General features: G+C 39.9%; 14 protein-coding genes. All 14 read left to right on the forward strand.

Translation table 11 applies throughout. The features are described from left to right. The 14 genes from accD (at position 1) to hflX (ending at position 12,760) form a co-directional block, all read left to right on the forward strand. The gene (gene accD / locus ADH02_RS07865) at positions 1–861 is read left to right on the forward strand and encodes an acetyl-CoA carboxylase, carboxyltransferase subunit beta (protein ID WP_048783973.1); all 861 of its coding nucleotides are present in this window, start codon (positions 1–3) and stop codon (positions 859–861) included. Then, positions 858–1,625, forward strand: coding sequence for an acetyl-CoA carboxylase carboxyl transferase subunit alpha (gene accA, locus ADH02_RS07870; RefSeq protein WP_048783976.1), 768 nt, complete (start codon positions 858–860; stop codon positions 1,623–1,625). The genes accD and accA overlap by 4 nt, the downstream gene beginning before the upstream one ends. Before the next feature lie 86 nt (positions 1,626–1,711). Next, entirely contained in the window at positions 1,712–2,776 is a 1,065-nt protein-coding gene (locus ADH02_RS07875) for a M24 family metallopeptidase (protein ID WP_275043197.1), read from the forward strand. Between the two features lie 100 nt (positions 2,777–2,876). Continuing rightward, a complete protein-coding gene (locus ADH02_RS07880; RefSeq protein WP_048783979.1) occupies positions 2,877–3,266 on the forward strand; it encodes an Asp23/Gls24 family envelope stress response protein in 390 nt (129 codons plus the stop codon). Beyond that, positions 3,266–3,727 (forward strand): transcription antitermination factor NusB, encoded by a 462-nt coding sequence (gene nusB, locus ADH02_RS07885; protein WP_048783980.1) that lies wholly within the window; start codon positions 3,266–3,268, stop codon positions 3,725–3,727. The genes ADH02_RS07880 and nusB overlap by 1 nt, the downstream gene beginning before the upstream one ends. Before the next feature lie 341 nt (positions 3,728–4,068). Continuing rightward, the gene (gene folD / locus ADH02_RS07890; RefSeq protein ID WP_048783982.1) at positions 4,069–4,917 is read left to right on the forward strand and encodes a bifunctional methylenetetrahydrofolate dehydrogenase/methenyltetrahydrofolate cyclohydrolase FolD; all 849 of its coding nucleotides are present in this window, start codon (positions 4,069–4,071) and stop codon (positions 4,915–4,917) included. A gap of 3 nt (positions 4,918–4,920) precedes the next feature. Beyond that, the gene (gene xseA / locus ADH02_RS07895) at positions 4,921–6,255 is read left to right on the forward strand and encodes an exodeoxyribonuclease VII large subunit (RefSeq protein ID WP_048783984.1); all 1,335 of its coding nucleotides are present in this window, start codon (positions 4,921–4,923) and stop codon (positions 6,253–6,255) included. Continuing rightward, the gene (gene xseB / locus ADH02_RS07900; RefSeq protein ID WP_048783986.1) at positions 6,255–6,467 is read left to right on the forward strand and encodes an exodeoxyribonuclease VII small subunit; all 213 of its coding nucleotides are present in this window, start codon (positions 6,255–6,257) and stop codon (positions 6,465–6,467) included. Before xseA ends, xseB begins: the two co-directional genes overlap by 1 nt. Positions 6,468–6,471: 4 nt before the next feature. Further along, complete coding sequence (locus ADH02_RS07905; RefSeq protein WP_048783987.1) at positions 6,472–7,350, forward strand: polyprenyl synthetase family protein; 879 nt, start codon at positions 6,472–6,474, stop codon at positions 7,348–7,350. A gap of 9 nt (positions 7,351–7,359) precedes the next feature. Continuing rightward, a complete protein-coding gene (locus ADH02_RS07910) occupies positions 7,360–8,175 on the forward strand; it encodes a TlyA family RNA methyltransferase (protein ID WP_048783989.1) in 816 nt (271 codons plus the stop codon). Between the two features lie 3 nt (positions 8,176–8,178). Continuing rightward, entirely contained in the window at positions 8,179–9,900 is a 1,722-nt protein-coding gene (recN, locus tag ADH02_RS07915) for a DNA repair protein RecN (protein WP_048783991.1), read from the forward strand. Next, positions 9,897–10,625: a glycerophosphodiester phosphodiesterase gene (locus ADH02_RS07920; protein WP_048783993.1), complete on the forward strand. Its 729-nt coding sequence runs from the start codon at positions 9,897–9,899 to the stop codon at positions 10,623–10,625. Before recN ends, ADH02_RS07920 begins: the two co-directional genes overlap by 4 nt. After that, the gene (gene miaA, locus ADH02_RS07925; protein WP_048783995.1) at positions 10,615–11,556 is read left to right on the forward strand and encodes a tRNA (adenosine(37)-N6)-dimethylallyltransferase MiaA; all 942 of its coding nucleotides are present in this window, start codon (positions 10,615–10,617) and stop codon (positions 11,554–11,556) included. The genes ADH02_RS07920 and miaA overlap by 11 nt, the downstream gene beginning before the upstream one ends. 1 nt (position 11,557) lies before the next feature. Further along, the gene (gene hflX, locus ADH02_RS07930) at positions 11,558–12,760 is read left to right on the forward strand and encodes a GTPase HflX (protein WP_048783998.1); all 1,203 of its coding nucleotides are present in this window, start codon (positions 11,558–11,560) and stop codon (positions 12,758–12,760) included. The last annotated feature ends 85 nt before the right edge of the window (positions 12,761–12,845 follow it).

A 12,845-nucleotide genomic window follows, 5' to 3' on the forward strand; every position in this document is an offset into this window, starting at 1 on the left:
ATGGGTCTGTTTAGAAAACGGTCGTATATCACTATTAATCGTACCAAAGTAGACTTATCTGAACAGTCTGAGTTACCTACAGTTCCGGATGGGAAATGGGTGAAATGTCCTTCTTGTGACAAGATTGTCTACAAAGAGGATTTAGGATCCTTAAAAGTTTGTCCGCACTGTGATGCTCATTTTAGAATTAATGCGGCTGAACGATTAGCCATTACAGTAGATACATTCCAGGAACTCTTTGAGGATGAAAAGCCAAAAGTGGATGTAGCCTTTCCAGGGTACGAAGTGAAATTGGAGAAAGCCTCAAAAGTAGCCAAAGAAAATGAAGCTGTAACAGTCGGTGTGGCAACGATTGGTGAAGAATCCTTTATTTGTTGCGTCATGAACTCATTCTTCATGATGGGCTCAATGGGACAAGTCGTTGGTGAGAAAATCACGAAAGCTTTCCAAGAGGGAATTAAACGCCACTTGCCAGTTGTGATTTTTACTGCTTCAGGTGGTGCCAGAATGCAAGAAGGAATCTTTTCTCTCATGCAAATGGCGAAAATCTCAGGAGCTGTGGAAGAACACCATCAAGCTGGATTATTCTATTTAACAGTATTGACGGATCCAACTACAGGAGGCGTCACTGCAAGCTTTGCGATGCAAGGCGACATTATTTTAGCAGAACCAAAAGCTATCGTTGGATTTGCTGGAAAACGTGTTGTGGAACAAACCATGAACCAAAAACTTCCAGATGATTTCCAACAAGCGGAAACAGTTCTTGAACAAGGATTTATCGATGCGGTAGTTCACCGTAAAGAAATGAAGAAGATGATTCATCGTCTACTTGTCCTTCATGGAAAGGGGGCGAATGCATGAAACCAATGAAAATTGTTGCGTTGGCACGTGATGTGAAACGTCCTACCACAAAAGAATGGATTAACGCCGTATTTGACGACTTTATTGAATTACACGGAGACCGTTACTACGCCGATGATAAAGCCCTTGTAGGTGGAATTGCGACATTAAACGGCAAGCCTGTTACGGTGATTGGGATGGAGAAGGGGCATACGCTTCAAGAAAACTTGAAGACAAACTTCGGACAAGTCCATCCAGAAGGATATCGTAAGAGTGCACGTTTAATGAAACAAGCCGAGAAGTTTAATCGCCCTGTTGTGACGTTTATTAACACAGCTGGTGCTTTCTGCGGGGCCACTGCAGAAGAACGTGGGATTGGTGAAGCCATTGCGGATAATCTTCGTATTATGAGCCACTTGAAAGTTCCAATTATCGCCATCCTTTGTGGTGAAGGCGGAAGTGGTGGAGCATTAGCGCTTGCTGTTGCCAATGAAGTCTGGATGATGGAATATGCGATGTATTCGATTCTTTCTCCAGAAGGATTTGCTTCCATCTTGTGGAAAGATGGTTCTAAAGCCAGTCAAGCCGCTGAACTTATGAAATTTACAAGTAAGGATTTGTTGGCGCAAAAGATTGTAGACCGCATTATTCCAGAAAAGAAAAAGACAAATGAAGAGATTGCTTTAGATACGAGAGAACAATTAGAAGTTCAATTGAATGAGTGGTCACAGAAATCGAAAGAAGAAATTGTAAGCCAACGTTTAGAGCGATTTAACCAATATTAGAATTTGATGAAAATTCCAAGGAGCCTGACTTTTTTGTTAGGCTCTTTTTTGTTATACTAGAGTTACCATTTTCATTGGAGGGAACAATTATGACACGTTTAGAAAAAGTAAGAAATTCCATGAAAGAACAAGAAATTGATGGACTTATCGTCTATAGCCCATACAATTTGCGTTATTTAGCAAACTTTACTGGAACAACAGGATTTGCATTAATCACATTGACAGATGCTTATTTTGTAACAGATGCTCGTTACACACAACAAGCACAACAACAAGCAAAAGGATTCCATGTGATTGAACATAAAACAGGTTGGGTTCCAGCGTTTGAAAAAATCATTCGCGAAAATAACTTAAAATTTGTTGGATTTGAAGCAGATCATGTTTCAGTTTCTCAACTAGAAATCTTCGAAGATGCGTTTGATACAGCATTAATTCCAACACAAAACATTGTAGAAAAAATTCGTGAAGTTAAAGATGAAGGAGAAATCCAAACAATCCGTGAAGCTTGCCGTATCTCAGATGCTGCATTCTTACACATTTTAGATTTCATCAAACCAGGTGTAACTGAAATTCAAGTAGCGAATGAATTAGACTTCTATATGCGAGGCCTCGGTGCAACTGGGGTTTCATTTGATACGATTATCGCAAGTGGTGTTCGTTCTTCAATGCCTCACGGGGTTGCAAGTGCTAAAGTCATCGAAACAGGAGACTTAGTAACACTTGACTTTGGTTGCTACTACAACGGTTATGTATCTGATATGACTAGAACAATTGCTGTTGGTGAGCCAATCGACCAATTAAAAGAAATTCACGATGTTGTCTTGCAAGCTCAATTAAAAGTAAGCGAAGCAGCAGCTCCTGGTAAAACAGGGGTAGAATTAGACAAGATTGCTCGTGACTATATTGCTAGCCGTGGTTATGGCGAATACTTCACTCACTCAACAGGACATGGTATTGGTCTTGAAATCCACGAAGCACCAAACGTTTCTCGTATTGCGACACAAGCGTTTGTACCAGGTAACGTGATTACAAACGAACCAGGAATTTACCTTCCAGGTGTTGGTGGTGTACGTATCGAAGACGATATTATTATCAATGAAACTGGCGGCGAAGTGATTCAAAAAGTTCCTCGTGAACTCATTATTCTCTAAAATAGACGGTAGTTGTGAGAATAGCTGTTTCATGGTAAACTAAATGAGAATTGGAAAATCTTTTTATGAGTAATTTTCTATCAAACAGGGAGGTTACAAAATGGAACAAAACAAAAAATATTCTAAAGATCAAGAATTAGGTGCAATTGAGATTGCTCCTGAAGTTATCGAAAGCATTGCAGGGATTGTAGCTGCGCAAGTGGAAGGCTTCTATCCAGTTCCTGGATTCTTAAACACTATTTTTGGTGGAAAACAATTATCTAAAGGGGCTTATTTAACAGAAGAAAACGGATCATTCGTAATTGATATTTACGGAAATGTAGATTACGGTGTTTCAATTCCAAAAACAGCTCTATTATTGCAAAACAAAATTAAAGAACAATTATTATTCAGCTGTGAATTAGTGATTTCACAAGTGAATGTTCACGTTCAAGAAATTTTACCAGTGCATCACGAAGATGCAGAATTATTTGAATTGGGGGATGAATAGTGAGTCGTAAACCATTAAAAAGACGAGCACTACGAGTTTTGGCGATTCAAGCCTTATACCAACTAGATGTGTCGCCTGAAATGCACATTGTAGATGCGCTTAGTCTTGCGTTGGAATGCTCAGAAGATTCACCTTATTCTATCGAAGCAATTACGGAAGAAGAGTTACTTAACGAAGTTCCAGAAATTGCGTACAGCATAGCATTAGTACGAGGAGTTCAAAATAACGTCGAGAAAATCGACGCGTTAATCGAAAAATACTTAAAAGGATGGAAGTTAAACCGTATCGTCCGTTTAGACTTAATCATCATGCGAGTAGCTATCTTCGAAATGACTTCTCCAGAATTAGAAGTTCCACAAACTGTAGCGTTAAACGAAGCAATTGAAATCGCAAAAACATACAGTGACGAAAAATCAGCGAAATTTATTAATGGTATCTTATCAAACTTAGTAAACGGGTAAGATTCTACTACACGAAGAGTCTGAAGCAACAGTTTCAGACTCTTTTTTAAAGGATGTGAGCAATCGCGCCCAGAAATGGAACGTTGGACCGGAACACCAGAAGGAACGTGAAACGTTCTGCGGATGTTTCGGGAAACGCACGCCATTTCTTCGATTGCGAGCTCAACTAAAAACAGGATGTGAGCCCGAGTTCAACTACAAAGGATGTGAGCAATCACAATCCCTGCCACCTTCTTCGCGCTCAAAATTAACATATATGTTAATTCACACATATGTTAATTCTGCCATACATATTTTATTTTTATCACCATTACATATTATTTTGAAAAAAGGAGACTTCTATGACGCAAATTCTAGATGGGAAAGCATTAGCTGGAAAAATAAGAGAAGAACTAAAACACGAAGTACAACAACTTTCTAAGAGTGGGGTTACACCTTCACTAACAGTGATTCTCGTTGGAGAAGACCCAGCTAGCCAAGTGTACGTGCGTAACAAAGAACGTGCAGCAACTGAAGTAGGCATTCATTCAAACGTGATTCGCCTCAGTGAAGAAACGACACATGAAGAACTATTAGAATACGTGAATACACTAAACCATGATGCTAGCGTCCATGGGATTTTAGTGCAATTGCCTCTGCCAAAACACATCGATACAGATGCAGTCTTGGAAGCGATTGTTCCTGATAAAGATGTGGACGGGTTCCATCCAGTGAACTTAGGGAAGTTACTACAAAAGGATGAATCGATTGTTCCATGTACACCACAAGGTATTATGGAATTCTTCAAAGAATACAATATCTACCTTGTTGGTAAAGAGATGGTGATTATCGGCCAAAGTACGATTGTCGGTCGTCCAATGGCGCTTTTAGGATTAAATCACGGCGCGACGGTTACCGTTTGTCATAGCCGTACTAAAGATTTAGCCAAAGTTGCTAAACGAGCTGATATTCTCATAAGTGCAGTAGGAAAAGCAGGACTTGTTACAAAAGACTTCGTAAAAGAAGGAGCCGTTGTCATTGATGTCGGCATTAATCGTAATGAGGAAGGAAAACTCTGTGGAGACGTCTTATTTGAAGAAGTGGCGCCACTCACAAGTGCGATTACACCAGTGCCTGGCGGAGTAGGCCCAATGACGATTGCGATGTTACTAGCGCAAACCGTAAAAAATGCAAAAAGTAAGAAGGAGTAGGACATGGAACAAGAATACTTAACCGTCACCGCGTTGACGAAGTATATTAAAACTAAATTTGACCGTGATCCGCACTTAGACCGCGTTTATTTGACGGGAGAAATTTCGAACTTTAATAAAAATAGTGTCCATAAGTATTTCAACTTAAAGGATGAAAATGCGATTATCGCTGCAACAATGTTCCAAGGTGCCTATAAGAAAATTCAATTCCAACCAGAAGAAGGAATGAAGGTTCTTGTGATTGGGCGCGTTACGGTTTATGAGAAATCTGGGAAATACCAAATGATTATCGAGCATATGGAACCAGATGGTGTTGGAGCTCTTTATCAAGCCTACGAGCAGTTGAAGAAAAAATTAACTGAAGAAGGCGTATTTGCTGGACCAAAGAAACCAATTCCTGTATTTCCAAAGAAAATTGCGATTTTAACGAGTGATACAGGTGCTGTTATTCGAGATATTCAAACAACGGTAGCTCGACGTTTTCCAATCGCACAACTCGTGTTATATCCAACCGTGGTACAAGGAGTTCACGCCGTTCCAAGCATTCTTAAAAACTTAGACTTAGTAGAACAGTCGGATGCCGATGTGGTGATTATTGGTCGTGGTGGAGGTTCCATCGAAGACTTGTGGGCCTTTAACGAAGAACCAGTTGTAAGACGTGTCGCTTCATTCTCGCTACCGATTATCTCAAGTGTGGGGCATGAAACAGATACGACCTTAACAGACTTTGCCGCTGACCAACGTGCAGCGACACCAACTGCCGCAGCAGAACTTGCAACCCCGGTCTTAAATGACATCCATTTAACACTTGGGAATCTAACAGGGCGCTTGCAAACCACGATGCTTAATCAGTTGAATACTCGTAAGGAGTTATTAAGTAAGCTAGAGAAATCTGGTATTTTTGTAAAACCAGAACGGATGTATGAAGTCTATGCGCAACAAGTAGATCAATTGCGATTAAAATTGATGCAAGGGATGCAACAAAGACTTCATTTGGCCAAACAACAGTCGATGCAATTTACGCACCGCCTGCAATTAGTTTCGCCAGAACAATTATTAATTCAACAAAAGCAAAAACTCGAATGGTTGCATAAGCAATTAGTCGATAGCAATCAAAATTACTTGCAGGATAAGCAAATCAGATTCCAACAATTAGTGGAGAAATTAGATTTACTTAGTCCGTTGAAGATTATGACGCGTGGTTACGGTATCGTATTTAAAGACGGTGATATCGTGAAGTCCGTTGACCAAATTGAAGAAGAACAACCAATTGAAATCAGACTTAGTGATGGTTTAGTGAATGCTACTGTCACAGCAAAAAATAAGGAGAGTTTATAATGGCTAAAAAAGAAATGAAATTTGAAGAAGCAATGGGAGCCTTAGAACAAATCGTGAGCCAATTAGAAAGCGGAAATGTTCCTTTAGATGAAGCGCTTGATAAGTTCAAAGAAGGAATGGAATTAAGCCAATTTTGTAATGAAACATTGACAAAAGCCGAAGAAACAGTTCGTGCAATGATTACAGTGAACGCAGAAGGAAAAGAGGCATAGTCGTATGGTGAAGGATGTTATTCAACAACTTCAACAAGACGTAGCACTTCACTTAACGCAGCTGATTGAAAAAAGACCTTCAGATGCGAGGTTGAAAGAAGCGATGTTATACGCCGTTCAATCCGGTGGCAAACGCATTAGACCGCTCTTGACACTTGCGGTTGGTTCAGCTGGAACTTCGTCAAATGAAGCAGCGTTAGACTTGGCGTGTGCCTTAGAGATGATTCATACGTATTCACTCATTCATGATGACTTACCAGGGATGGATGACGATGACCTTCGTCGTGGTCGTCCAACCGTGCATAAGGCTTTTGATGAAGCCACTGCGATTTTGGCTGGAGATGCATTACTGACATTAGCATTCGAAGTGGCAGCAAATGCCAACTTACAAGCTCATCAATTAGTGGAAGCCGTGAAGATTTTGTCGACAGCTTCAGGTATGAGTGGCATGATTTCAGGCCAAATGAAAGATATAGCTAGTGAAGAAGTGACGATTACTTTAGAACAAATGAAGGAAATCCATCGTGAGAAAACAGGCGAGTTATTACTAGCTGCTGTACGTCTTGGAAATCTTTTTGTAGATGATTCGAAGATGAAAGAAGCTTTTGTATCTTATGCAACGCACTTTGGTCTAGCATTCCAAATTCAAAACGACTTGCAAGATGTGTGCTGGACAAGTGAGCAAACTGGTAAAGAAACAGGTAAGGATTCAGAACTAAGTAAAAATACGTATCCGAGTCTCTTAGGAGTAGAAGGCGCAAAAGAAGCATTGCTAAGCGAAATCGCTTCTTGTAAGCGTGCATTAGAGGAAGTTGAGTTTTCACCAGAAAACCAACAAACAAAGGCGCTACTCGTTGAATTTTTAACGTATCTAGAAATATAGGAGTAACAAATGGAAAAAGAACGTGTGGATATTCTAGTCGTCCAACAAGGATTGACAGATTCCAGAGAAAAAGCAAAACGTCTTGTCATGGCAGGACAGATTGTGGATGCTGTGAATCATAATCGATACGACAAACCAGGGGAGAAAATTCCTGTAACGAGTTCATTGATGATTAAAGGGGAACCGTTGAAATATGTCTCTCGTGGCGGTTTGAAATTAGAAAAAGCCTTAAAAGAATTCGATGTCAGTGTCGATGGAAAGATTTTACTTGATATCGGTGCTTCTACAGGTGGCTTTACAGATGCGGCCTTACAAAATGGAGCTAAACAAAGTTATGCACTCGATGTGGGGTATAACCAATTAGATTATAAACTTCGCCAAGATGAACGTGTCGTTGTTATGGAGCGTATGAATTTCCGCTTTGCCACACCAGATGATTTCACAAAAGGACAACCAGATGTGGCTTCGATTGACGTATCGTTTATCTCATTAAAACTTATTTTACCGCCATTAAAACCAATTCTAAAAGAAGGCGGGGACGTGCTCGTATTGATTAAACCGCAATTCGAAGCAGGTCGTGAACGCATCGGGAAAAAAGGAATTGTTAGCGATCCAAAAGTACATGAAGATGTATTAGTAGATATTTTAAGCTTTAGTGAACAAATTGGATTCACTGTCGAGAAAGTAACGTATTCACCAATTACTGGTGGAAGTGGGAATATTGAATTTTTAGCGCATTTAAAAAATACGGCTCCAGGTGAGGTTCATTCATTTGAAGAACTCGCGCGTGAGACGGTTAAAGAAGCGCAACGATTAAAAAAGTAAAGGGTGACGAACTTGATTCAAGAGATTTATATTAAGAATTTTGCCATTATCGAAGAAGTTCAGTGTACGTTTGAAAAAGGAATGACGGTATTAACCGGGGAAACGGGTGCTGGTAAATCGATTATTATTGATGCGGTGGGCCTATTAATTGGAGAACGTGCATCGCTTGAAATGATTCGTTATGGTGAAGAAAAATCCTTGATTCAAGGGGTATTCCGAATTGAGGATCCAGCTGTTGTTGAAAAGTTGCAAGAATTCGGTGTTGAAGTTGTTGAAGATGAATTAATGATTCAACGTGAATTATTGCAAAACGGGAAATCAAACTGCCGTATTAATGGACAGTTAGCGACTGTTGCGCTCCTTAAACAAATCGGACCTTATTTAATCGATATTCATGGTCAAAATGAGCATTTCCTCTTATTAAATGAAGAGAAACACCTAGGGCTATTAGATGAGTTTGCACACCATCAAATGGGTTCATTAATGGCCGAGTACGATGAAGCATACGCTAAAGTGGTTGCTGCAAAACAAGAGCTTAGAGCCTTGCAAACGGCGGAAAAAGAAGACGCACAACGCGTAGATATGTTGAAATTCCAACTGCAAGAAATCGAAGAAGCCAATATTTATGTGGGTGAGGAAGAACAATTAAGTGAAGAGAAAGAATACTTTACACACTTCCAAAAAATCCAAACGGCACTTCAAACAGCTCTTGCAGCTCTTGAAGGAGAAGAGTATTCAAGCGTCGATGCTATAGGAGAAGCGACACGTGAAGTGGAAAGCCTAGAATCGATTTCAACAAGCTTTAAGACACTTTCTACGCAAATGAGTGAGGCTTACTATCAATTACAAGATGCCGCAAGTGCGATTCGTCATGAAATTGAAAATGCAGAATTTGACGAAGAACGTCTGGCCTTTATCGAAGAACGTCTTGATGTTTACTATCAATTAAAACGTAAATATGGGGATGATGCAGAAGAAATTCTAGCCTTCCAAGATAAAGCCAGAGACGCTTTGAATAAGATTGAAAATAAAGAAGCATTGATTGCTGAGACAGAAAAAGTGTTGAAACAAGCTACTCTTGAAGCATTTGCGATTGCAGAGAAGATTTCAAGTATTCGTCGTGAAGTGGCAAAACGCTTAGAAGCAGATATTGTGAGCGAATTGCACGGACTATACATGGAGAATGCGCAATTTGGTATTCAATTTGAGACAACTGAAGCCTTACTGGAAACAGGGATTGACATTGTTGAGTTTTACATTTCAACGAACAAAGGGGAACCATTGAAGCCTCTTAGCAAGATTGTCTCTGGAGGGGAGTTGTCGCGTATTACATTAGCGATGAAATCCATCTTCACGAAAGAACAACTCGTTGGAACGATTATTTTTGACGAGGTGGATACAGGTGTCAGCGGACGTGTGGCGCAGGCGATTGCTTCTAAAATGCACTACATTTCAGAATACGCTCAAGTGTTGAGTATTACTCATTTACCTCAAGTGGCAAGTATGGCAGATACGCATATTCATATTGAAAAAGTGGAAGAAGGCGAACGTACGCATACGATTCTGAAAGTGATGGACGAAGTAGAACGAACAGAAGAAATCGCGCGTATGCTTTCAGGTACGACGATTACAGCATTAACACTTGAAAATGCAAAAGAATTATTACAAATTTCAAACGCAATTAAACAAGAAAATGATACACGAGCAGAAGGTGAACGCAAATGACAAAAATCTTTGCACATAGAGGAAGTAAAGGGACTCATCCAGAAAATACACTTGCTTCATTTAAGGAAGCAGTGCGTGTTGGAAGTGATGGGATTGAACTCGATGTTCATTTAACAAAGGATGGGCATTTAGTCGTGATTCATGATGAAACAGTCGACCGCACAACCAATGGTACTGGTGAAATCAGAACCTTAACACTAGCAGAAATTAAAGAGTTGGACGCAGGAAGTTGGTTTAATGAGAGATTTGCTGGCGAGAAGATTCCAACGCTAGACGAAGTACTTCACTTATTAAAAGAGTTAGGTTTCGATGGTCAATTAAATATCGAGTTAAAAACAGATATTATTCAATATGAGGGACTCGTTGAGAAATGTCTTGCACTGCAAGGTATCAAGACTTGGCCATTTGCAATTGTTTATTCTAGCTTTAACCCATATACTTTAGTTGAGCTCAAAAAAATTAATCCAACTCAAGAAATTGGACTTCTCTTTGAGTCAGTGGAGTGGGCGAATAAAGGTGATGCTATGATTGAAAAAGAAGCATACCATCCTGATTTGAAGTTACTTGATTGGACGCTTGAATGGAATACGAATCAGTTGCCTTTACGTGTATGGACAGTGAATGAAGATACAGATATCAACCGTTGCTTTGAACTACAGATTGAAGCCATTTTTACGGACTATCCGCAAAAGGCGTTACAATTAAAGGAGAACTATGAGCGATAAGCTACCAAAAATTATGATTATCGTGGGACCAACCGCGGTAGGAAAAACAGCTCTCAGTATTGAACTAGCAAAACACTTCAATGGCGAAATCATTAATGGAGATTCACTTCAAGTGTATAAAGGTCTTGATATTGGGACAGCAAAAGTTACTGAGGAAGAAAAAGAAGGCGTTCCTCACCACCTGCTAGATATTTGTGAGTGGGATGAACCTTTTACTGCAAGTGACTTTAAAGAGAAGGCCGAAGCAGCTATTGCAGACATTACGAGTCGTGGAAAACTACCGATTATCGTTGGTGGAACAGGACTCTATATCGAAGGACTATTATATGGATTTCATTATAGTGGTGAGGGTTCAAATGATCCGGATTATCGTTTATTAAAAGAACAAGAGCTAGAAGAAAAAGGTTCAGAAGTACTTTGGAATGAATTAAATGCCGTAGATCCAGAAGCCGCTGCAAAGATTTCGGTCAATAATCCTAGACGGGTGATTCGCGCACTAGAAGTCATTCATGCGACTGGGAAGAAGTTTTCAAGCCTAGAAATTCAAAAGACGCCGCACTATGATGCGTTTATTATTGGTTTAAATACAGATCGTGCACTTCTATATGAGCGCATCAATTTGCGTGTAGAATTGATGAGTGAGGCTGGACTTGAAGAAGAAGCAAGAGATTTATATGAAAAATCAAAAGGCCTAGATATCCAATCGATTAGTGGAATTGGATATAAGGAATGGATTTCGTATTTTGAAGGAGAACAGTCGCGTGAGGCGATTATTGCGACCATTCAACAAAACTCAAGACGATACGCAAAACGACAATTAACGTGGTTTAGAAATCGACTACCGCACATTCGTTGGGTGAATTTATTAGAGAATCCAAATGATAAAGAAGACCTATTAGAAGAACTATCATCTTTTGTAGAGGAGGGATAGAATGGAACAAAGAGAACGCGTATTAATCGTAAGCGTGCAAACGACGCAAACGGACGAGGATTTCGCATATGCTAACCAAGAGCTGGCGCAATTAGTCGATACAGCGATGGGTGAAGTAGTTGCTACCGTGACACAAAAACGTGAGTCGATTAGTGGACGTACGCTTGTTGGAAAAGGAAAAGTGGAAGAAATCAGCCATCTTGTTGACGAACTAGAAGTAGACCTTGTTGTATTCTATCAATCGCTCACAGGGTCGATGGTGAAAAATCTCAATAAATCGATTAACTGTCGTATCATTGACCGTGTACAATTAATTTTAGATATTTTTGCAATGCGTGCTCGTTCTAAAGAAGGGAAGCTACAAGTACAGCTCGCGCAATTAAACTACTTACTACCTCGTCTTTCGGGTCAACGAGAAGGCTTGTCTCGTCAAGGTGGGGGAATTGGTACTCGTGGTCCAGGGGAAACACGTTTAGAAACTGATAGACGTTATATTCGTAAGCAAATCCAAGATATCGAAGAACAGTTAGAACAAATCAAGAAACACCGTGAGCGTTCACGGGAGAAAAGAAAGAGTTCAAACGGGTTCCAGCTTGGATTAATTGGATATACGAATGCTGGAAAGTCTACGATTTTAAATCAATTAACGCAGGCGGGTACTTACCAAATGGACCAATTGTTTGCGACTCTTAATCCATTAACAAGACAGGTGGACTTGTTTCCAAACTTTGAAGTGACGCTAACGGATACGGTAGGATTTATTCAAGAGTTACCAACAACATTGATTCATGCATTTGAATCAACTCTCGAAGAAAGTGCCGATGTCGATTTATTAGTTCATGTGGTGGATGCGTCAAACGCGCAGTTCTCCCTACATGAAAAGACGGTTATCGATTTAGTGAATGACTTGGAAATGCAAGAAATTCAAATGGTGACAGTCTATAATAAGACAGACTTAATCGAAGGCGAATTCCAGCCAAATCTTTATCCATCGATTCAAATCTCCGCAGTGAATGAAGCAGATGTGGAACGATTAAAAGCTTTCCTAAAAGAACAAGTAAAAGCGCAAATGACGTATTATGAAGAGTGGTTAGACGTGACGCAGACGAAAGAGTTAAATCAGCTGCAACAACGCACTCTTGTTGAGTCATTAAACTATGACGAAGAGAAAAATCAATATTGCGTCAAAGGTTATCGTAAATAATATTTTAAAACGGCTTGAAACTCTGAATTCAAGCCGTTTTTTGTGGCGTAAATTTGTAATCTAAACCCAAAACGCGTATAATATT

The organism is Streptococcus sp. 263_SSPC (assembly GCF_001071995.1).
In the GTDB taxonomy this organism is placed as follows: Bacteria; Bacillota; Bacilli; order Lactobacillales; family Aerococcaceae; genus Granulicatella.

Bases quoted from the DNA above. Each gene is read 5' to 3' on its own strand.
- hflX (WP_048783998.1), top strand. From the start codon at position 11,558: ATGGAACAAAGAGAACGCGTATTAATCGTAAGCGTGCAAACGACGCAA.
- xseB (WP_048783986.1), top strand. From the start codon at position 6,255: ATGGCTAAAAAAGAAATGAAATTTGAAGAAGCAATGGGAGCCTTAGAA.
- folD (WP_048783982.1), top strand. From the start codon at position 4,069: ATGACGCAAATTCTAGATGGGAAAGCATTAGCTGGAAAAATAAGAGAA.
- ADH02_RS07920 (WP_048783993.1), top strand. From the start codon at position 9,897: ATGACAAAAATCTTTGCACATAGAGGAAGTAAAGGGACTCATCCAGAA.
- ADH02_RS07880 (WP_048783979.1), top strand. From the start codon at position 2,877: ATGGAACAAAACAAAAAATATTCTAAAGATCAAGAATTAGGTGCAATT.
- xseA (WP_048783984.1), top strand. From the start codon at position 4,921: ATGGAACAAGAATACTTAACCGTCACCGCGTTGACGAAGTATATTAAA.
- accA (WP_048783976.1), top strand. From the start codon at position 858: ATGAAACCAATGAAAATTGTTGCGTTGGCACGTGATGTGAAACGTCCT.
- ADH02_RS07905 (WP_048783987.1), top strand. From the start codon at position 6,472: ATGGTGAAGGATGTTATTCAACAACTTCAACAAGACGTAGCACTTCAC.
- accD (WP_048783973.1), top strand. From the start codon at position 1: ATGGGTCTGTTTAGAAAACGGTCGTATATCACTATTAATCGTACCAAA.
- miaA (WP_048783995.1), top strand. From the start codon at position 10,615: ATGAGCGATAAGCTACCAAAAATTATGATTATCGTGGGACCAACCGCG.
- ADH02_RS07910 (WP_048783989.1), top strand. From the start codon at position 7,360: ATGGAAAAAGAACGTGTGGATATTCTAGTCGTCCAACAAGGATTGACA.